The organism is Collinsella sp. CLA-ER-H3, assembly GCF_040092425.1.
Classification (GTDB): domain Bacteria; phylum Actinomycetota; class Coriobacteriia; order Coriobacteriales; family Coriobacteriaceae; genus Collinsella.
In genome coordinates, this window is record NZ_JBBNLP010000003.1 from 32716 (window position 1) to 52755 (window position 20040).

At 59.9% G+C, this 20040-nt stretch carries 18 protein-coding genes and 1 tRNA gene; 1 reads left to right on the top strand and 18 read right to left on the bottom strand.

From position 1 onward, the window contains the following. Nucleotides 1-45: 45 nt before the first annotated feature. From rmuC to AAAX32_RS03075, 18 genes are all read right to left on the bottom strand, one after another. Nucleotides 46-1401 (bottom strand): DNA recombination protein RmuC, encoded by a 1356-nt coding sequence (rmuC, locus tag AAAX32_RS02990; RefSeq protein ID WP_349099959.1) that lies wholly within the window; start codon nt 1399-1401, stop codon nt 46-48. A 51-nt stretch (nt 1402-1452) separates the two neighbouring features. Further along, the gene (locus AAAX32_RS02995; RefSeq protein ID WP_349099960.1) at nt 1453-2016 is read right to left on the bottom strand and encodes a hypothetical protein; all 564 of its coding nucleotides are present in this window, start codon (nt 2014-2016) and stop codon (nt 1453-1455) included. Between the two features lie 148 nt (nt 2017-2164). Then, nucleotides 2165-2587, bottom strand: a complete 423-nt coding sequence (locus AAAX32_RS03000) for a hypothetical protein (RefSeq protein WP_349099961.1) — start codon at nt 2585-2587, stop codon at nt 2165-2167. A gap of 465 nt (nt 2588-3052) precedes the next feature. Further along, nucleotides 3053-3685: a hypothetical protein gene (locus AAAX32_RS03005; protein ID WP_349099962.1), complete on the bottom strand. Its 633-nt coding sequence runs from the start codon at nt 3683-3685 to the stop codon at nt 3053-3055. A gap of 276 nt (nt 3686-3961) precedes the next feature. Beyond that, nucleotides 3962-4501 (bottom strand): rubrerythrin, encoded by a 540-nt coding sequence (rbr, locus tag AAAX32_RS03010; protein ID WP_055252097.1) that lies wholly within the window; start codon nt 4499-4501, stop codon nt 3962-3964. Nucleotides 4502-4615: 114 nt separating this feature from the next. Further along, on the bottom strand, nt 4616-5521 hold the full coding sequence (locus tag AAAX32_RS03015; RefSeq protein ID WP_349099963.1) for an adenine glycosylase: 906 nt from the start codon (nt 5519-5521) through the stop codon (nt 4616-4618). A gap of 21 nt (nt 5522-5542) precedes the next feature. Continuing rightward, entirely contained in the window at nt 5543-6028 is a 486-nt protein-coding gene (locus AAAX32_RS03020) for an Rrf2 family transcriptional regulator (RefSeq protein ID WP_349099964.1), read from the bottom strand. A 343-nt stretch (nt 6029-6371) separates the two neighbouring features. Next, a tRNA-Asp gene (locus tag AAAX32_RS03025) sits at nt 6372-6449 on the bottom strand. Nucleotides 6450-6857: 408 nt separating this feature from the next. Continuing rightward, entirely contained in the window at nt 6858-7325 is a 468-nt protein-coding gene (locus tag AAAX32_RS03030) for a YfcE family phosphodiesterase (RefSeq protein WP_349099965.1), read from the bottom strand. A 91-nt stretch (nt 7326-7416) separates the two neighbouring features. Further along, a complete protein-coding gene (locus AAAX32_RS03035; RefSeq protein WP_099432562.1) occupies nt 7417-8133 on the bottom strand; it encodes a response regulator in 717 nt (238 codons plus the stop codon). Between the two features lie 72 nt (nt 8134-8205). Beyond that, nucleotides 8206-9549, bottom strand: coding sequence for a histidine kinase (locus tag AAAX32_RS03040; RefSeq protein ID WP_346971751.1), 1344 nt, complete (start codon nt 9547-9549; stop codon nt 8206-8208). After that, nucleotides 9546-10733: a glycosyltransferase gene (locus tag AAAX32_RS03045; protein ID WP_273375414.1), complete on the bottom strand. Its 1188-nt coding sequence runs from the start codon at nt 10731-10733 to the stop codon at nt 9546-9548. The genes AAAX32_RS03040 and AAAX32_RS03045 overlap by 4 nt, the downstream gene beginning before the upstream one ends. 182 nt (nt 10734-10915) lie before the next feature. After that, nucleotides 10916-12166 (bottom strand): MFS transporter, encoded by a 1251-nt coding sequence (locus AAAX32_RS03050; RefSeq protein ID WP_349099966.1) that lies wholly within the window; start codon nt 12164-12166, stop codon nt 10916-10918. Nucleotides 12167-12267: 101 nt separating this feature from the next. Then, nucleotides 12268-13212 carry a zinc dependent phospholipase C family protein gene (locus AAAX32_RS03055; protein WP_349099967.1) on the bottom strand — a complete coding sequence of 315 codons (945 nt, stop codon included), beginning with the start codon at nt 13210-13212 and terminating at the stop codon, nt 12268-12270. Nucleotides 13213-13304: 92 nt separating this feature from the next. Further along, complete coding sequence (locus AAAX32_RS03060; RefSeq protein ID WP_349099968.1) at nt 13305-14039, bottom strand: response regulator; 735 nt, start codon at nt 14037-14039, stop codon at nt 13305-13307. 38 nt (nt 14040-14077) lie between these two features. Beyond that, a complete protein-coding gene (locus AAAX32_RS03065) occupies nt 14078-15463 on the bottom strand; it encodes a histidine kinase (protein WP_349099969.1) in 1386 nt (461 codons plus the stop codon). Between the two features lie 117 nt (nt 15464-15580). After that, nucleotides 15581-16858 carry an amidohydrolase family protein gene (locus tag AAAX32_RS03070; RefSeq protein ID WP_117633809.1) on the bottom strand — a complete coding sequence of 426 codons (1278 nt, stop codon included), beginning with the start codon at nt 16856-16858 and terminating at the stop codon, nt 15581-15583. A 131-nt stretch (nt 16859-16989) separates the two neighbouring features. After that, nucleotides 16990-18441 (bottom strand): APC family permease, encoded by a 1452-nt coding sequence (locus AAAX32_RS03075; protein WP_117646630.1) that lies wholly within the window; start codon nt 18439-18441, stop codon nt 16990-16992. 361 nt (nt 18442-18802) lie between these two features. On the opposite strand from AAAX32_RS03075, the gene AAAX32_RS03080 reads away from it, so the two are divergent. Then, entirely contained in the window at nt 18803-19837 is a 1035-nt protein-coding gene (locus AAAX32_RS03080) for a C39 family peptidase (RefSeq protein WP_349099970.1), read from the top strand. Nucleotides 19838-20040 lie beyond the last annotated feature (203 nt).

Below are 20040 nucleotides of genomic sequence, written 5' to 3' on the forward strand. Positions count from 1 at the left end.
CGCCCGCGCCCCGCGTTTACGCCGGCGCGCCGCCGTCCGTTGCGGCTAGTCCTCGTCCTCTTGGTCTGCGGGCAGGCCTGCGGACGTGAGCCCCAAGATCGCGTCGGCCTGGTCGGTATCCTCCAGCGCGTCGATGTCCTTGAGCTTGCGTTCCATAACGTTAGTGCGCGTGGTGATGATGCCCTCGACCGTTTTACCCGCGGTCTCGATCTGCTGCTGGGCGCGACGCAGCGCCGCCTGATAGCGCGGCAGCTCGGCCTTGACGGCGGAAAGTACGCGCAGCACGTCATCAGTGCGTTTTTGCAACTTAAATGTCTGGTAGCTCATCTGCAGACTATTGAGGATGGCCGCCATGGTGCTGGGGCCGGCAACGTTGACGTGATAGTCGCGGCCCAGGGTCTCGATAAGCCCGGGGCGACTGACGACCTCGGCGTACAGGCCCTCAAACGGCACGAACATAATGCCAAAGTTGGTGGTCGCCGGCACGCTCAGGTACTTTTCGCAGATGTCCTTGGCCTCGCGTTTGACCATCGCATCGAGCGTCTTGCGTGCTGCGGCGACGGCCTCAGCGTCACCCGACTCTTGCGCGTCGAGCAGATGCTCGTACGCGTCGCCCGGGAATTTGGAGTCGATCGGCAGCAGCACGGGGTCGCCCTCGTCTACCGGCAGCTTGACGGCAAACTCAACACGCTCCGAGGCGCCGGGCTTGGTGGCGACGTTTTCCAGATACTGGTCGGGTGTGAGGATGTCCGCCAGGATTGCACCCAGCTGCACCTCGCCCAAAATGCCACGCGCCTTGACGTTGCCCAGCACGCGCTTAAGGTCGCCCACGCCGGTGGCGATAGATTGCATATCGCCCAGGCCCTTGTACACGGCCTCGAGCTGGTCGCTCACCTGCTTAAACGATGCCGACAGGCGATCGTTGAGCGTGCGGGAGAGCTTCTCGTCCACCGTCGCGCGCATCTGATCGAGCTGCACGTTGTTGTCCTTGCGGATGGCGCCCAGCTGGGCATCGACCGTCTCGCGCACCTTGTCCAGGCGCTGCTCGATGCCCTCGCGGTTGGCGCCAAGCTGTTGGGCCGTCTCGCGGCGCAGGTCGTCCATACGGTCGCCGGCCTGCGAGAACTCTCGCGCGATGGTCAGGTAGCGTTGCTGCTCCACGGCCGCATCGGTCGTCTGCTGCTGCGCGATGGCGTTTGCCGTGCGGCGGGTTTCTGTCAGCGCGACGTTGAGGGCATCGAGCGCGCTGTTGGCCTGCTCGAGCGCCGCGAGCGTCTCCGCTTCGTTGCCGCCACGCTCTCGCAACTCGGCACGAAGGCCTTTAAGCTGCAGGGCGCAAACCACAGCAACTCCCACCGCCACTAAGGCGATCACAACAAGCGCAATATCAATAGCAGACATAGACTCCGCCCAACAAACCCAATCGATTATCAATCAAAACCGCGATCAATCTTACCCCGCCACACGCACCGGACGTCCGGCCCCTTCTTGGGCGCTTCTCTCCTCCGCATATTCCATAATGCGGCGCGCTGTCTTCCTGCTCACCTTCGAGTCATCACCGGCTAAGTATGCGTACACGTTTCCCTTATTCAGATTCAAATCGCGGCAGAGACCGTAGCGCGTTACGCCCGATTTCCCTAGCGCTCCCAATGTTCTTTTTCGCATCAGGGCGTTGATCCTTCTGTCCGCCACTGGCTTTTCCTTCACCGCTCTATACGCGCGCCAGACGTTGGCATAACGGTTAGGGAGCTCACTTTTGGCGCATAGAGACGCCATGCTACCCGCTTGATCGTACAAGGACAAAACGCCTCGGTAATCCTCTTCCATCCACGAGCCCTCAGATAAACCCAGAACGTATTCGGCTTTTCCTTGCGCTAAAGCGAGCAAAAACAGAGGCTCCGCCACGCGCGGCCCAACCGTTGTTGCCTGCTTTACAAGCTTCCTAAAACTCAGCGACTGCTGTCCGGACAGCTCTCGGCAATAGCCTTTCAAAAATCCCTCAAAAGTCAGATTCAACCGAGCACCTCCTTTTTGTATTGCCTGTATCTCCTATTATTATTCATCTTCAATAATACTATTCAGTCACACGATTTGACCCGCAAGATGCAAGGATTCCACTCGAGGCGATAATCCTAGCATCCAAGAAGCCCAATGGTGGCGAATGCTAACTCTCCCAGCCGGCGCGGATGGTTGTTATGACATCGCCTAGGCGCTGGCCGAGGGCTGACAGATGTTGGAGCACTTCGCTGGGCGAAGCACCGTTGAGGATGCAGGTGAGCGCATACGAGACCAAGAAAATCGCCGCAAGTCCTAACGGAATGAGCACAATCATCGCTAACGTGCGCAGGCGCTGGCCCACGCGACGGTGACGCGTGCGGCGCTTGTCAAACGCAAGCTCCTGTGCATACGAATCTTGTTGTACGGAATAGTTCTCTGGCGCCGATCCGCCCGCAAGCGAAACCGCGGGCGTGGCATTTTGCGCAGGGGGCTGGGCGACTACCCCTTGCATTTGCATCTCCATGAGCCGCTGCTGTTGGCGCAACATGCGCTCGGCTTGCTGCTGCGGGGTCTCAAGAAACAGGTCCATGCTGGCCTCCTCAATCGGAGCATTCGACGCTTGCGCCCAGCATCCCGCACCGCCAAGGCCACGGCAACGCAATCCGTAGCAATAGCCGCAAAGTTTCTTGCTGACAAAAGCTGTCGAAAACCTCAACAACTCCCCTACCAGCACTTTCTTTGAGCTTTTTTATCGGATGATCTTTTGCCCTTCCGCTAGCCCGCCAACTAACCAAAAGCTGACCAAAAGCTTGACGAAAAGTGTGGAGACAGGGACCCCACGCAAAACGCGCCGCCCCCATAAGGGGCGGCGCGCAAACCAATCTATGAGCCAAAACTCGCTGGCAAGCCCGCGCCGTCAGACCCGCGGCGTATGCCTTTGCCTCGCGCGACTCTGCGAAGCCGTGAGCGAGAGGGAAAGGGATGCGCCGCGGGTCTGACGCCCGGAGCGGCAAGGCCAGCAGTTGCCCCGCGCTCCGCAGTCGGCAAAGACAGATTACATGCCCGCGAGACCTCGGGCGGCGGTGGCACACATAAACGCCAGTGCCAGGATCACGAGCGAGCCCGCGATATCGACCAGCACGCCCATTGCGCGGCGCTCAAACAGCCAGCTCTCGAAGTGCGGGGCAACGTTGCGCCAAACACGCCACAACAAGATGCCCATGCCGATGACACCGGGAATATTGAGCAGCAAAATCTCGGAGCACAAGAGGCCGATCAGGTTGCCGGCGGCAAAGCCCGCATCGCCCTCGCAGTATTTGCGATAGATCATGTACAACATGTACGCCACAAACGGTTGCAGGCACGCAGAGATAAACGTAACCACCATCGAGGGGTCCTGAGAAAAGACATCGGTGAGCTTATCCACACTCGTGGCATCCTTAGAGGCCAGGAACAGGCCAATGACCACCACAGGCACCACGCCCAAAATGACCTCGACCATCGTAAATAGCTTGGCGGTCAGGTCTTCGCTCGCCGTATTCAAATGAGGCGCCCACTCAGGATGAGCATGCTCCCCAGCCTTTTTCTCCTTATCGGCACGGGCAACCTTACCGCCCTCATCAACCACGCGATTAGGATCACGACGAGTCCCAGCAGCGGCCATCCGAGCCCGAGACTTCTTACCCATAAAGCACCCCACATCAGGCAGTAAATAAACAAAAACACTACCCAGTTTACCCCTAAGCGATGATGCGGCCCCAACTGGCCCCCACACAAAACGTGCCGCCCCAAAAGGGGCGGCACACAAACTTCTAATCAGCTTTTCTGTAGCGAGCAAGCGACGACCCAACGCCGGAGCGCAGGGCGGGGAAATACCTTTGCCTCGCGCGACCCTGCGGAGCCGTGAGCGAGAGGGAAAGGTATTTCCCCGCCCTGCGCTCCGCAGTCCGCGTTCGTATCGGCGCTAGTAGTTCACCACCTGCTCCTCAAAGTACGCCTTCGGGTGGTTACAAACCGGGCACACCTCGGGCGCCTCGGCACCCACATGCAGGTGCCCGCAGTTCAGGCACTTCCACACCTTTACGCCCTCGCGCTCGAACACCTCGCCCGACTCAATGCGCTCGACGAGCTTGTTGTAGCGCTCCTCGTGAGCCTTCTCGACGGCAGCAACACCGCGGAACTTCGCGGCGATCTCGGCAAAGCCCTCTTCCTCGGCGGTCTTGGCAAACTCGTCGTACATCGTGGTCCACTCGTAGTTCTCGCCCGCAGCGGCATCACGCAAGTTATCCAGGGTGTCGGGAACGGCGCCGTCGTGCAGATACTTAAACCACAGCTTGGCGTGCTCGGACTCGTTGCCTGCGGTCTCGGCAAAGATATTCGAGATCTGCACGTAGCCATCCTTCTTGGCCTTAGATGCGTAATAGCGATACTTGGTGTGCGCCTGGGACTCACCGGCAAAAGCGGTCTCGAGGTTCTTCTTGGTTTGAGAGTTCTCAAAATCCATAGGTGTACTTCCCTTCAACACATGCCGCCCATAGGCTTTGAGCGGCCTTGCCCTTAGGATGCCCCCATGACGAAAATTTAAACCTTACAATCCTGTTCTTCAGATTCGGGTAGGCTACACGCTTAGCCAGCGGTCGCCCTCCACGCGGCAAAAGCCCTCACGCTCCAAGTCGGCCAAAATGCCTGCGACAAGATCGCGGTCGACCGGCTCGCGGCCTGCCGCCGCCTCCATTTCGTTGACACCCGCCACGGCCTCGGCGAGCGTGATGCCCGCCGGCCGCCCATCGCGCGCAGCCAGCAGCATGCGCACAATATGGGCGCGCTTTTGACGGCGCGAGCCCTCAAACTTGGACTGACGGCTATAGCTCGCCGAGCGCCTGGACGGATTGGGCAGCGTCTTCTTAAGATACGCGCCATAATCCAGCAGCGCGTAATACCATGCGCGCGGTGTGTCGGCATCATCGAGCGGCACGGCAAAGGGAGCAATCTCATCCGCCGTCGCGCCGGGAGCCGCCGGACAGGCGGCCTGAATCAGCGGCACCAACTCGCGATCGGGAACGGCCGGCACATCGGGAAAGAAATGATGCAGAAAGACCGTGCGCACGTTGGTCTCCAGATACACACCCGGTAGATCGAACGCAAACGACCGGATGCCCTGCGCCGTCGCCGGGCCAATACCGGGCAGGGCGACCAGGTCGCGCGTCTCACGTGGAAACTCCCCATCCCAGTCCTCTACAACACGCTGAGCGGCCTTGTGGAGCGCCAGGGCGCGTCGGTTGTAGCCCATCCCCTGCCAGGCGTCCAAAACATCGGAAGGCGCGGCCTGGGCAAGCGCCTGCACGGTCGGAAAGCGGTCGAGCCACGCGGGCATACGCGTCTCCACACGCGGCACCTGCGTTTGCTGCAGCATGACCTCGGAAAGCCAAATAATGTACGGATCGCGCGTGCGGCGCCACGGAAGGTCGCGATAACGCAGGACCCCTTCCGAACGAATCATCGAACGAAAGGGGTCCTGAATCATGGCTATGCTCCTTATGCGGCGCTATTCCTCCCGGCAAGCGCACGCACAGGTGGCGTACTCGGGAAACGCATCGCGGTCGGCGAACTTGGAATCGACGGCCGGGAACTGGCGGTGAGCGACGATATCGCCCAGCGAAACGGAATCGAGGTAGTCGCGCATCAGCGCTTGAGCTCCGGCCCACAGGGGATGATAGCAGCACGTGCCCATGCGCGCACAGTCGCCATCGGGCGTGGTGCAATCGTTCATGACCATGGGGCCCTGAACGGCCTCAACGACCTGGCGGATGGTGACATCGTCGGGGCTGACCTTAAGACGCATGCCGCCATGGACGCCACGCAGGCTCTCCACAATACCGGCCTGAACCAAACCATGCTGGATCGAACGGGCAAACGAATACGGGACATTGACCTCTTCGGCGGCGGTGCGAACAGAAAGCAGACGCTCCGGGTCCTCGGCAAGCATCGCGAGCATGCGAAGGGCGTAATCAGTCTTCCTCGATATGTCCATTTTTCCCCTTTCAAGGAATAGGAACAGCTCGAACGAGCTCCGGGGCCGAGCTTACGTCGAGACGTCAATGACCGTATGGACGCCCAAATAGCAAAACGGGTGCCCGCTGAATGCCGTTTTTGAAGCCTCTTGCATCAAAAACGGCCCACAGTGCAACTGAGTATAACCTAACCCCCTGCTTCGTTGAACTGGTGTTGCGCAACAAACGCCTTGTTTGAGTACATGCCTCAAACGGAGCTTGTCCGGGAATTGGAAGGATTTGGTTTTGGGCGAAAGGAGCCGATGGGATCAAAGTCCTATCAAACGCAAAAAGCCACGTCCGAAGACGTGGCTTTAATTGCGTTGGCGGGAAGTACGGGGCTCGAACCCGCGACCTCCGACGTGACAGGCCGGCGCTCTAACCAAACTGAGCTAACTCCCCAGGCAGTCGTTCGCGTTTGTTTCCGCTCGCGTGCGCTGCGGGGATTAGTATACACAGAAGTCTGTCCGGTGCGCAACAACTTTTTTGAAAATATTTTTTGGGCCCCTCCGGGAGGGTCTCCGGGGCTGGGGGCGGGGGTTAAGTTTGCTGCTCTACAGTCCTGCGCAAGACGGAAAGCACATTAAGTGCTTTCCTTTGCGTGCGGAACTCGCGACAAACTTAACCCCCGCCCCCAGCCCCGGAGACCCTCCCTGCCGTCACATTATTCAACCAGTTTTGCGGGCGTGCGCCGCTGCGCGGCTAGCCCGCGTGCTCCTCGGCGGGGTTGTCTAAGGTTGTCGCTGAAGCTTTGCCTTTTGCTGAAAGAAAAACGGGAAATGCGATCTGCATCCCCCGTTTTTGTTGCGGTTACTCCAAGTCAATAAACCTGGTGCTCAGAATCTTGCCGTCCTTTACGAGCATTCTGGCCATGGTGGGACCTCTGGTGCCTCTGGGGTAGCTGGCGCTGCCGGGATTGAGGACCAGGCAGCGGCCCACTTGGGCTTCTTTGGTTACGTGGGTGTGACCGTTGATGGCTACGTCTACGGATCCCACGGGCAGGTCTTCGCGGTAGTGGGCTACAGCGAATTTGAGGCCTTCGTAGGTAAAGAGGGCCAGACGGTCAACATCCGGGCCGTAGTCGCGGTAGTAGTCGTTGTTGCCTAGGACCGCTCGCACGGGGGCGATGGTGCATAGATGCTCGTAATCCATCTCTGACGTGAGGTCTCCGGCGTGGATGATTAGATCTGCGCCCTTGAGCTCGTCCAGAAGCGCGGGCGAAAGATAGCCGTGGGTGTCCGAGATGATGTCGATGCGCTTGGCGCTTGCACTGTTCATGGGATCCCTTCTGCAAAACCGATTCGACGTATATACAAAAAGCCCCACGGCTCCGCAGACAATTGGTCTACAGGGCTGCGGGGCCAGTGTGCTAGAGGCTCAGGGCCTTCTTGAGCGGCACAACGCGGCGGCGCGAAACCGGCACGCGTTCGTCGACGCCCGTAATGCCCAGTTGGATAGCGCCCGAGGGCACCGTCTCGACATCCGTGACGCACGCCAAGTTGACGATATAGCGGCGATGAACGCGAAAGAAGCCAAAGTCGCAAAGCTTGGCCTCGAACTGCGCCAGCGAAGTCGTCGATAGAAAACGATCATCGACGGTATAGATACAGGAGTAATCGTCCTTGGCCATGATGAAGCGAATGTCATCCACGGGAATGAGGACCTTACGGCCGCCCTTTTCCACCGGAATGCGCTCGATGGTGGCCTTGCTGTCCGTGACGGGCTTGGCGCGCTGCATGACCTTCTCGATCGCGCGATCCAGGCGTGCCTCCTCAACCGGCTTCATTAGGTAATCGACGGCATCTACGTCGAACGCCTCGACGGCATGATCGCTATACGCAGTCACAAACACAATCGCCGGCGGATTCTTAAGCTTATGCAGTGCCTCGGCAAGCTGCAGACCAGAAGCACCGGGCATCGAGATATCGAGAAATACGACATCGACGCGGCTTTCCATCAACATCTCAATGGCGGAGCGGACGCTCGACGCCTCAGTGATCGTGCCGATCTTGCCCGTCTGCTCGAGCAAGAAGCGAAGTTCCGAACGGGCCGGGGCCTCATCATCCACAATCATCGCACGCAGCATAGGGATTAAACCTTTCGTCAACAAACTACGCCGGGCATCCGCCGCTTGGCGTTGAGCCCATAGCCTTTTATTTTACTCTTGAATGTCAAAGATGCTCTCTGACAAATCAAGGTGCAGGAGCACTTTGGTGCCCTTGCCCGGCGCCGATTCGACGCGCGTATAAGAGTGCGGTCCATAAAAGCGATGGATGCGCTCAGAAATATTGTGCATGGCCACACCGGCGCCGCCGCCTTGCGGGGAACTGGCATCGGGGCGGGCGGAGCGCTCATCAAACAGCCTGGCGGCGGTGCCCTCGTCCATGCCCACGCCGTTGTCGGCTACGGCAATCAGGATTGCGTCGTCGCCGTCTTGATGGACGGTCACGTCGATCCGCAGGGCATCGTCATCGCCCATGCCATGCCGCACGGCGTTCTCGACGATGGGCTGGATTACAAAGGCCGGGACCAACGTGTCCTCGACATCCTCGGAGACATCGAAGGTCGCCAGTACGCGGTCCTCGCCAAAGCGCGCCTTCTCAAACGTCAGGTAGCGCTTGGTCTGGGCAACCTCGCGCGAGACCGGGATAAGCGACCCCGAGTTGTCGAGCGTGGCGCGATAGAACGAGGAGAACTCGCGCAGCAGCTCGCGGGCACGCAGCGGATCGGTGCGTGTAAACGACGCGATGGTGTTGAGCGTGTTAAACAGAAAGTGCGGATTGATCTGCGCTTGCAGAGCACGAACCTCGGCACGGGCCGTGAGCTCCTTTTGCACCTCGAGCTCGTGGATGGCGAGCTGCGTGGACAGGATCTCGGCAAAACCCGAGGCGAGCGCATACTGGGTGCGGTCTACGGCGCGCGGGGTCTTGTAGTAGAACTTGAGCGTGCCGACGGTGCGATCGCCCACCTTGATGGGCGCGATGATACCGGCGGGAACATGGTTGTGCGAACCGTCCGAACCCACCACGTCCACCACGCGGTTGAACGACTGCACGATGCCGTGCTCAATAACGTAGCGCGTGGCAAGCGTGTGGATGGGCGAATCGGGCAGCAGCTTTTCCTCGAACTCGCCCGCGCAGGCCAGCACGTTGCCCTCATCGGTGATGGCAACGGTCATGGCACGTGTCTCGGGCAGGATACGCCGGCACACCAAAAGCGCCGATTCCTGCGTCAGACCGCCCTTAATGTCCTCGAGCATGGCCGAGGCAACCGAGAGCGTCTCCTCGGTGTACTGGGAGCGTACCGAATCGGGATTGAGCGTCAAAAAGATAAAGATGCACAGGAAGATGCACAGCAGCGCGCAGGCAATCACCGTGGCAATCGGCTCAATGCCAGTCGCCAGGGCAAAGATAAAGTACGCCAACACGCAAACGGCGCAGACAACGGCGATGATGCGAAAGATTGAAATTGAATTATCGCGCTGGGCGCGGCGGTCGATCATTCAGCCCCCTCCAGGATGCTAATCAGTTGTGCGTCGCGCCAAAGTTCGTCCATGATCTTGGGCCAGAAACTCTGAAAACGCAGGTAGCTTGCGGCGTTTTGGCGGGCATAGGTCTTGGCCTCGTCAATACCATGACGCCAGATGCGCAGATACCCCTCGTGCTCGCGGGTAAACATGCTGCGAACCATGGCGGTCTTGCGCACGCGGTCGTCGAGCTCGCGCGAGATCCACGGACCCGGATAGGGCATGAGCGATGCGGCCGTAACCGGAATGAGCTCCTTTTGGTGCGCAGCGAACGTCAGCTTGGCCCGCTCGTAGTACCAACGGTACACGTCCTGCATAAAGCGCGGCGAGCGCTTCTCGGACTCGGGCGGCAGGTGGCGCACGGCCCACTCGTTATCGAACCACACGTCATAGCCGAACATGCGCATGTTAAACAGGTAGTCCAGATCCTCGCCGCGGGTGATAAACGGGTCGAAGGCCACACGCGTAAAGGCGCGGGCGTGCAGGGCCATCAGGCCGCCGCATACGTAATTGGAGCGCGAGATGCGGGTGCCCGAGAGCGCCTTTTTCATCCAGCGATTGAACTCGATACGCTTGGTCCACCAGCGATGGCAAATGCCCACTTTGTCCGTGGGAGCCAGCGGCGACCCGTCGCGATCGTAAAAGTATCCGCTCTTGACTAAAATCGGCAGGCCCTGACGCGTCTGCTGGCCCAGCGCATAGGTCGCACGCTTCATAAAGTCGGCATCGATAACAGTCTCGTCGTCATCCAAAAACACAACCGCGTCGTGCCCCAGCACCGCCGCGCAGGCAAGACCCATGTTGCGGATGGCGCCGTAGCCGCGCAGGCTCACGCACTCGCCCGAGCCTTTGGGCGCAATCTGTGCCACGCGGTCGGCAACACGCGAAGCCTGAGTATTGGTAACGACGGTGACCTTAAGTGTGGGATGCGCATTAACGATTTCGTGCACGCGATGGGATACGTCGGCCGTGGCAGAAACCGGACAGACCACCAAGAGAATGATGCGCGGAATGTCGCGCACCTGTTCGAGTGAAGTCAGGCAGCGATCGAGTTCCGGGTTGGCGGCATTGAGCGACGTCGAGTGATCGTAGGTGCCGGGAGCGTTTGCTTGGGTATCATCGCCCGCCCAATATGTTGGGATCACAACCGTGGCGTTCATACCTTTACCCTCCTTGCAACACAAAAACGGGGCGCCGCCAAACACAGGCGACGCCCCGCGACCTAGCTGATTCCATCATACCCACTTGGGCTAAACATTGCTCGGAAGTCAGAATGATTTATGCGGCTACTTCCAAAAGAGTACTGCAGATAGGCACAATTGCTGTACTGAGCCCGGTTGCCTTACGCCGCCGCCTGAGTCATGCGGGACAGGCGGACCAGCAGCATAAAGCCAACAACCAGCAGCACGCCAATGGAAAGGACGCCCAGCGACGGGTTGCCGGTCAGCGAGGTGACGACCGACACTAGAAAGGTGCCCATGACGCTTGCATAACGACCAAAGATATCGAAGAAGCCGTAGTACTCGTTGGATTTTTCCTTAGGGATAATGCGGCCAAAGTAGCTACGGCTGAGCGCCTGCACGCCGCCCTGGAACAGGCCGACCATAATGGCAAGCACCCAGAACTCAAAGGCGGTCTTTAGGAAGAACGCGGCAAAGAGCACGATGCCCATGTAGGCGGCGACGGCCACCAAGATCATATTGAGTGTGCCCACGCGACCGGCGAGCTTGCCGTAGATGATGGCGGACGGGAAGGCCACAAACTGCGTGACGAGCAGCGCCAGCACCAGCTGGGTCGAGTCGATGCCCAAAGCCGATCCGTAGCTGGTTGCCATGGAAATGACCGTGTGCACACCGTCGATGTAGAAGAAGAACGCGATCATGTAGACCAGCACGGTCTTGTTGTGGGCGATTTCGCGCATGGTATGTCCGACCTCGGAGAACACGCCGCCCACGATGTGGCCGATGGTGTCCTGGGGACCGCGCTCGCGACCGTACTTTTGCTTATAGGTGCGAATGAGCGGCAGGGTAAAGATGAGCCACCAGGCACCGGTGATGATAAACGACAGACGCGTTGCCAGCATGGTGGGGACGCCAAGAGCGGGGCCACCCATGATAAGCGCCAGGCAGATGATGAACGGCACGGTGGAACCGATGTAGCCCCAGGCATAGCCCGAGCTGGACACGGCGTCCATGCGCTCGTCGGTGGTAATGTCGGGCAGCATGGCGTCGTAGAACGTCATAGAAGAGTTAAGGCCGATGGTGCACAGCACGTACACGGTCAAAAATACCATGGCGGACATTGGGATAGCCTGCGCCAGGCAAAGGACCAGGCCCGTGAGGAAGAAGCCCAAGAAGAACTTGATCTTGTTGCCGGCGTAATCGGCAAGCGCGCCCAGAATGGGCATGAGCATGGCAATGACTAGCGAGGCAATCGTCTGCGCGTTGCCCCAGGCGACCACCAGGTCTGCCGAGGAAGCACCGGTATTGATGGCGTTAAAGTAGATGGGCACCACCGAGGTATTGAGCAGCACGAGGGCCGAGTTGCCCACATCGTACATAACCCAGTTACGCTCGAGCTTGGTGTATTTCATGGACAGGGCCCCTTCGTATTCGCCCGATATACAGTTAGTTCATCGTACCCCAATTGTCCAGAGGCGCCGGTAAGGATTCGGCAAAGGGGCACGCACGAGCCCTACTCCTCGCGGTCGAACTCTTCGTCGGCGCCGAGCACGCGACCGCTGTAATTGACGTGGTTGGTCACGGCTTCCATATCGCCGGTCTCGATAAAGCGGGCGACCGTGCACTCGTAATCGACCAGCGCGCGGTCAAAGACCTCGGGGAAACTCTCGTTCGAGACCTCGTCAGTAAAGGGGTTCTTCCATGCCAAGTGGCCCAGGTTGCCGGTACGCTCGGGCAGCTCGGTCGTCACACGGTGCGCAAGGCCGTCGAGCAGCGAATAATCGTGCACCAAGCCCTCGAGCAGGGCAATCGCGCGCGTCTTGGCCGAACCGGCCGGCTCGATAGTGCGGTAGAGCAGCTGCATGTCGGCTACAGCGCCGGCGTACTCCCCCGCCGGGATGTCGATACCGTACACGCGCCCGGCGACGTAGCTCATCAGCACACCGGCCACGCGATTGATGCGGTCGGTGGTGACGATCTCGCCCGCCGGCGGATAATCCTCGACCGTGGCCCCGTCACGTTTAAGCTGCAGCATCAGCACGTCCAGGTCGCTTTCGAGCACGGCGTGAACTTGACTGCCCGAAGCCTCGAGCTCGGGGTCGGACTCAACAATGCCAAACTGCTGCTCGTAGACAAAGGGGTGGGCATTGCGGTCGAGCACATAGTGCGACAGCAGGCCCAGCGCAAAGGCGCGACCCAGGTTGGCATCGCGCGGCTGCAGGTGCGACACGCCGTCGCGCAGGCACGAGAACTGGCGCGACATGCGCGAGCGGTGCATAACCTGAGCAAGCAGCGTGCAGTCGGAGATGCGCGGCGTGAGCATGTGGAAGAAAAACGGGTCGGGACCTTGGTTTCCCAGGATAAAGGCGATGCGCTCCTCGTCGGACGTGATAACGCCCTGCGGAAGACGGTCGATGCTTTCCTCGCCAAACAGATGATGCGTAATGAGCGCGGGCATAATGATCCTTTCGATTTCATTCGATGTCACCCATTATGCCCACCGTGCGGTCATGCCAAACCTGCGGCGGTAAACGATGGTGTGCAGCCCGCCTACGCAAGCCCCAGGTGCGCCTTGACCTCGGCGGCGCGACGGCGGGACACGGGCACCGTCGAGCTCACGCGGTCGAGCCTGAGCTCCATCAGGCCCGTGGAGCCGATCTCGACATTATGTACGTCTTCCAAATTGACCAGATAACTGCGGTGGACACGAATAAAACCCTCGGAGGCCAAGCGCCGCTCGAGCGAGGAAATCGACTCATTGATCAGGTATGTTCCCTCGGCGCAAACGGCGTTGCAAAAATCGGCACGCGCCTCAAAGTAGCAGACATCCGCCACGGGAATGAACACCTTTTTGCCCCCGCGATCCACCGTCAGGCGCAAAGGCTGGCGCGGAGCATGGACGACACGGCGAGCGCCCAGGGCAGTCTCGATCTTGTCGAGTGCCTTTGACAAGCGGGCATCCTCGACCGGTTTGACGATGTAATCGACAGCATCGAGGTTATAGGCATCGGCCGCGTACTCGGCAAATGCCGTCACAAACACCACGACCGGCGGCGTCTTTAGGTTCTGCAGCGTCTCGGCAAGCTCAATTCCCGAGCGACCGGGCATGGTAATGTCTAAAAACAGCACGTCGGGCTTGTTCGACAGAATCGACTCCACGGCTTCGGTGACATTGCCCGCCTCGGCAATCTGACCCACACGCGTATCCTTTTCCAACAGATAGCGTAGCTCAGCCCTAATCGGAGGCTCGTCATCAACCACCAAGATGTTCCAGCCTTCGGACATATGCGCTTCCCCTCTTTTTCTCTCAATCCAACCGCGTACTACACCGTCAACGGCGCCGGCTCATGCGGCTCGCCGTTCAACTCAACGATGACCTGCGTTCCCACGCCCTCCTGGGACTTCACGCGCATGCCGGAATCTTCTCCGTAAAAGAAATGGATGCGCTGAAGCACGTTGAAGAGCGCCAGGCCGCAACCTCGCTTGACGGAGCCGTCGGCGGTAATGCTCTCGGGCTCCTCTCGGCGATGCTGCTCAAACAGATGCGCGCAGACTTCTTCGCTCATCCCGATGCCGTCATCTTCGACGATGATCTCCAAGCCGTCATCGGTCTCAAAAGCCCTAACACGAATAGAAAGCGGCTCGGTCTCGCGCTGCGCATGCTTGATGCAGTTTTCGAGCAGCGGCTGCAAGATAAACGGCGGTACCAGGCTGTCGCGCACCTCAAAGTCGATGTCGACCGAGACGCGCAGACGGCCGTCGCCATACCGGGCCTGCATAAGATTGATATAACGAGTGCCCTGTTCCACCTCGTGCTCGAGCGTGGTGAGCGTATCGGAGTCAGAAAGCGTCTGACGGTAATAATTGGAAAAATCGATCAGCAGCGATCGCGCCTTGTCGGGCTCGGTTCGAACGAGCGACACGATGGTGCTGATGGTATTGAATAGAAAATGCGGGTCGACCTGCGACTGCAGGGCGCGAAGCTCCACGCGGGCCGTGAGCTCGTCCTGGCGCTCGAGCTCAAAGCTGGCGAGCTGCGTGGAAATGAGATCGGCAAAGCCCGAGGCCAACGCCGTCTGGCGCATATCGATGCTGCTCAGGCGGGGGTAATACAGCTCGAGCGTGCCCACGCAATGCCCGCGCACGGTCAGCGGCGCGACAATGCCGGCGCGCAGACGGGGAAAATAGCCGCCCGTCTCATTGGAGGCGTCGCGCGAAAATACACTCTGTTCGCCGGACTCGATCACGTTGAGCGTGGTCTTGAGCACGACCGGGGTGCCGGCAGGGCACTTTGCCGAGTCCTCGCCCCAGCTTGCCAGCACCTGTTTGCCATCGGTAAAGCAGATGGCAGAGGCGATGGTCTCGGACAGGATAATTTTAGAGGCGCCCAGGGCCGCTTCGGGCGTAAGGCCGCGCGACGTGTAGGCGAATATTTTTGATGCGATGGCGAGCGTACGGTCGGTTGCGCTCGATGTGAGGTCGTCGGGGACCACAAAGACATACGAGAAAAAGAAGCACAGCATGACCAGGCCGGCAATAACGACAACGCCCGGAACGGGATTGGGATTATCGGTTAAATCCCAGATAAGCAGCAGGATAAGCGCCGGAACGACAATACCGAGCAGGATGGCCTGAACCACATGCTGGGCCGTACGAAAGACCTTGGTAGAGTTGTAGCTCTTGCCCAGAATCAGCCTGTTTAAATCCACCGTCATCCCCTCTTGTCCGTAGCACCCATAGCAATAAAGAGGGCCGCAAGCGACCCTCTCCATTGCATTATGCAATCAAAAACTGTGTTTTACATCAAGCCATCGACAAACGGTATCTTAGGCGCTGTATTTGTTAGCCTCACCAAAAGTGCCAGCCTCGACGATCCAGCCGTCCTTCATGATGACGTCCATGTTGTCGGTGTTGAGCACGTGGATGTCGGCGGCGACGTCACCGTTGACGACCAGCAGGTCGGCGCACTTGCCGGCCTCGATGGAACCGGTCTCGTCCTCGATGTGGCACATCTTGGCACCGTTGAGGGTGGCACAGGTGATGGTCTCGACCGGGGTGAAGCCGATCTTGTCGACGAACTCGTACATCTCCTCGATGGAGCAGGTGCCGTACGGGGTGACGAAGGAGAAGGAGTCGGAGCCGATCGTCATGACGACGCCGCGCTTCTTGGCCTCGCGCAGGCAGTCGTAGTTGCGCTGCAGCTCCTTCTCGACCAGGGTGCCCTCGTACTTGTCGTGCAGCTCGGGGACGTAGACGGGCGGATAGGTGGCGTACCAGGTGGGCAGGAAGGCGATCGTCGGGGTGAAGAAGGTGCCCTGCTCGGCCATGAGGTCCATGGTACGCTCATCGATATCGAAGCCGTGAATCAGCTGCTCGCAGCCAAAGCGAACGGAATCGTAGGCAGCGGCGTGGTTGTTGTAGCAGTGGCTCCACACGGGGATGCCGACCATCTTGGCCTCTTCGACCACGGCCTGAATCTCCTCGGAGCAGTAGTGCTGGTCGCGGCCGGAGTCCCAGCGCCAGATGCCGCCACCGGTAGCCCAGATCTTGATGGCATCGGGGTTCTCGCGCAGGCGACGACGGACGGCCTTGCGCAGATCCCAAGGACCGTCGACCTGATCGCCCCAGGGGTGCGATTCCTTGTTGAGCTCCTGGCTGCAGTGATGGGAGTCGCCGTGGCCGGCAACGCGGCAGAAGCCAAGGCCGGTGGCCAGAACGCGCGGGCCCTTGAAGACGCCCTTGTCGATGCAGTCACGGATCTGGATACCAAAGCGGCCGATCTCGCAGACGGTGGTGAGGCCGTGGGTGAGGCAGTCGTAGGCCTGCTTCACGGCGACGGCCTGCTTCTCGAGGAGCGGCTGCATGACCCAATCGGTATCATCGTCGGTCAGGTTGCCCGAGAAGTGCAGGTGGGTGTCGATCAGGCCGGGAAGGACGGTCTTGCCGGCGGCGTCGATAACCTCAACGCCCTCGGGAAGGTCCTGCATAGCACCGGCGTACTCGATCTTGCCGTTGTCGTCGACGAGAACGAGGGAGTTCTCGACCGGCTCGGCACCGGTACCGTCGATGAGCTTGCCGCCAACGATTGCATACTTAGTGGACATGGTTCCTCCTTATGGATCCATATAGTGGGCGAGGCCGTGTTGGGTTAAGGCCTCACAAAGCTACCCAAGTGGCGCCGGGTTCGGTGCGCGGAAGAGAGGGGCCCGCGCACCTGATCCGCCCCGGCTCGGCGTTACTTTTTGCGGGAATTGGTGAAAGCCATGAGGGCCAGGCCAACGGCCAGCCAGCCGATCACGATGCTCCACTCCACCATGTTGAGGGAGGCGGGAGAGAACGGGACCACGAGCAGGCCGATGATGACGGCGCAGGCAGCGACAGCGAGGCTGATGCCAAACTTGCCGCCGGGCACCTCGTAGGGACGAGGCAGGTCGGGCTCGGTGAAGCGCATGCGCAGGCAAGCGAGGGCGACCATGCCGCAGGAGAAGATGAAGGCGAGAGCCGACACGTTGGTCAGAGGGATGAGCATGTTCTTGCCCAGGAACGGGCCGATGACGGTGATGACGCCCAGAACGGCGCAGGCGAGCTTGGGAGCGCCGGACTTGGGATCGACCTCGGCGAACTTCTCGGGCAGCTGGCCCTTGCGGCCCATGGCGAGCATGATGCGGCTCGTGGCGCCGTAGAAGGAGTTCATCGGGCCCATGGGTCCAAGCGTGGCGATGACGAGCATGGCCAGGTACAGGAGCATGTTGATGCCCTTGAGGCAGGCAAGCGCGGGAACCGGGCTCTTAACAAACTCATGCCAGTCGAGGATGGTGCCGAACGAGTAGATGCAGACCATGTAGAAGCCGCCGGCGGCCAGCAGGGCCAGGGAGATGATCTTGCCGAACTTGTTCCAGTTGAGGCCCTCGGCTGCTTCCTCAGCCTGCTGAGGAATGGTATCGAAGCCGGCGTAGAAGAACGGGGTCAAAACCAGGACCGACACGATGCCGGCGAACAGGCTGGTGCCCTCGGTAGCGGGCTTGCCGCCGCCAGCACCGGTGACCTGGGAGAACACGGGCATGGCGTGTTCCGGCGAACCGGTGAACAGCGAGACACCCATGGCGAGCAGCATGCCGCAGAGCAGAGCCTTGGTCAGGAAGGCCTGGAGCTTGGCGGCCGAGCTGGCACCGCGGAAGTTGAGGAAGATGACGTAGACTGCAAAGCCGAGCGCGATTAGCGTCGGGAACAAGTAAACGTCGGCGCCCAAGATGGTGTAGAGCTTGACGGCGCGCAGCCACTCAAGACCGGGCAGGCTGCCGAACATCTCGGACACGAGGGTCGAAATGGCGATGGCCTCCCACGGGCACAGGATGCCGTTGCCCAGGGCCAAAAGCCATCCGGTGATGTAGCTCAGCGTACGGCCAAAGCTACGGTCGACATACTCGACGATGCCGCCCGAGATAGGGATAGCAGCCGTGAGCTCACCGAAAACAGCTCCGACGGGCACGAGGAAGATTGCACCCAAGAGGAATGCGATCATAGCGGGAACGGGACCGCCGCCCACGACCATCCAGTCGCCGACCTGCAGGACCCAACCGGTACCGATGATGGCACCGAAACCGATGGTGAAGAAGTTCCAGAGCGAAAGCGTTTTCTTCATGCCGCCGTTGCCTTCGACTGCAACTTCTGCGTTCTTGTCCGCCATTGTTCCCCTCCTTTCCTTATTGACGCCTCTTTGGCGTCACCCCTTGCGCGGTCTGTTTTGCCGCGCGCTTTTATTTCGTGGCTTTAAGATACGGCCTTGGCACAGCAGCGCCGCTTGTGGCTCGACCGAAGGCAGAACTGCAAAACGAGCGGCGCCGTTTTTGGGACGAACGGCACGGTTTGCCGCTCATTGTTGCCGCCCGCCCAACGGGCGTACGCTCATCGGGCGCATAGAGAGATGTTTTTGAGACCGTGTGTTTTGCGCCTTTCGTACCGTTTACCGAGCTTTTGACGCGCAGACCCATTTGTTGCACATCTTTTTTGTAGGATAGACAGGTTATACATGAGACAAGGCGGTACGAATGGCATACGGATACAACGACGGTGATCAACGGCGACAAAGCGTTCGCCTTGCTGGCCGCACCACGCCGACGCCTAGAAGTGCCACGAGCAGCAATCCGCAACGCCCTCAAGAGCAACCCAGGCCTTCGTCTCGGCAGCAGACAAGCAGAACACGGCAGAGTGACCGTCCGAGCACGGGCACAAGCGCGCAGCAAGATAGCCGCCTGGGCGCGCGCACTCGACAGCGCCAGGCCGAGGTTCCGCAACTGCGCCGCAACGGCGCACGTCAGTCCGGCATCCATATCAACCGCTTCTTTTCGCATTCCCAAGGCGGACGCGACGGCAAGCCCTACCGCTCGACATCGTACGTGAATGCCCCCGCCCTTCCGGCTCGTCGACTTTGCCTCGCACTGTGCTCTATCCTCATCTGTCTGGTCTTTGTGCTTATGAGCTCCTGTATGTCCCACGGCTCGGCCGGCCTTGAGCCCACCGCCGAGGACAAGCTGCTCAAGGCCCCCGTCGCGCCCGGTTATTCTTTCGCCTTTTCGACCCCGCGCTCGCAATGGCAAGCCGGCACGATGCCCCATATCTATCAGATCGACCCTGCATGGTCGGAGCTGCCTTACGCCGGCGGTACCATCCGCCAAAATGCCTGCGGGCCTACGTGCCTCACCATGGTCTATATCTTTAAGACGGGACGCACCGATATGACCCCCGTCGATATGTGCGCGCTTTCCGAGGCGGGCAATTACGCCCCCACCGGTGCAACCGAATGGTCGTTTATGACGAGCGGCGCGTGGCAGTTGGGACTTAACGGAACGGAGCTCCATAACGATCGCGACTCGATGACTCAGGCGCTGCGTTCGGGAGCGCCCGTCATCGCCGCTGTTCGGCCGGGCACCTTTACCAACGTGGGCCACTACATTGTGCTTTACGGTATTGACGACGCCGACCAGATTGAAGTCTTCGACCCCAACTCGGCCAGCCGCAGCGCCCGCCGCTGGGGTGTCGTAGAGGTCCTTAACGAAGTCGAAGCCATGTGGGCCTACTACTAGTCATTGGGGACAGACTTAAATGAGTGGTCGTTGGCTGCCCGGAACTGCTGGCACGGAAAATGCATCCCGCTTTGAAGTTCGATAGCGGGATGCACTTTCCGCGCACGGCCTGTTTGGGAAACTACGTTCCACTTTCCGGCAACATTCCGGGATGCATTTTCCGGTTGAGGCCCTCAAGGGAAACCATGTCCCATGTTGGACGC

Coding starts and splice junctions, on each gene's coding strand:
- rmuC (WP_349099959.1), bottom strand. CDS start 1,401: ATGTCTGCTATTGATATTGCGCTTGTTGTGATCGCCTTAGTGGCGGTG.
- AAAX32_RS03000 (WP_349099961.1), bottom strand. CDS start 2,587: ATGGACCTGTTTCTTGAGACCCCGCAGCAGCAAGCCGAGCGCATGTTG.
- AAAX32_RS03005 (WP_349099962.1), bottom strand. CDS start 3,685: ATGGGTAAGAAGTCTCGGGCTCGGATGGCCGCTGCTGGGACTCGTCGT.
- rbr (WP_055252097.1), bottom strand. CDS start 4,501: ATGGATTTTGAGAACTCTCAAACCAAGAAGAACCTCGAGACCGCTTTT.
- AAAX32_RS03015 (WP_349099963.1), bottom strand. CDS start 5,521: ATGATTCAGGACCCCTTTCGTTCGATGATTCGTTCGGAAGGGGTCCTG.
- AAAX32_RS03020 (WP_349099964.1), bottom strand. CDS start 6,028: ATGGACATATCGAGGAAGACTGATTACGCCCTTCGCATGCTCGCGATG.
- AAAX32_RS03030 (WP_349099965.1), bottom strand. CDS start 7,325: ATGAACAGTGCAAGCGCCAAGCGCATCGACATCATCTCGGACACCCAC.
- AAAX32_RS03035 (WP_099432562.1), bottom strand. CDS start 8,133: ATGCTGCGTGCGATGATTGTGGATGATGAGGCCCCGGCCCGTTCGGAA.
- AAAX32_RS03040 (WP_346971751.1), bottom strand. CDS start 9,549: ATGATCGACCGCCGCGCCCAGCGCGATAATTCAATTTCAATCTTTCGC.
- AAAX32_RS03045 (WP_273375414.1), bottom strand. CDS start 10,733: ATGAACGCCACGGTTGTGATCCCAACATATTGGGCGGGCGATGATACC.
- AAAX32_RS03050 (WP_349099966.1), bottom strand. CDS start 12,166: ATGAAATACACCAAGCTCGAGCGTAACTGGGTTATGTACGATGTGGGC.
- AAAX32_RS03055 (WP_349099967.1), bottom strand. CDS start 13,212: ATGCCCGCGCTCATTACGCATCATCTGTTTGGCGAGGAAAGCATCGAC.
- AAAX32_RS03060 (WP_349099968.1), bottom strand. CDS start 14,039: ATGTCCGAAGGCTGGAACATCTTGGTGGTTGATGACGAGCCTCCGATT.
- AAAX32_RS03070 (WP_117633809.1), bottom strand. CDS start 16,858: ATGTCCACTAAGTATGCAATCGTTGGCGGCAAGCTCATCGACGGTACC.
- AAAX32_RS03075 (WP_117646630.1), bottom strand. CDS start 18,441: ATGGCGGACAAGAACGCAGAAGTTGCAGTCGAAGGCAACGGCGGCATG.
- AAAX32_RS03080 (WP_349099970.1), top strand. CDS start 18,803: ATGGCATACGGATACAACGACGGTGATCAACGGCGACAAAGCGTTCGC.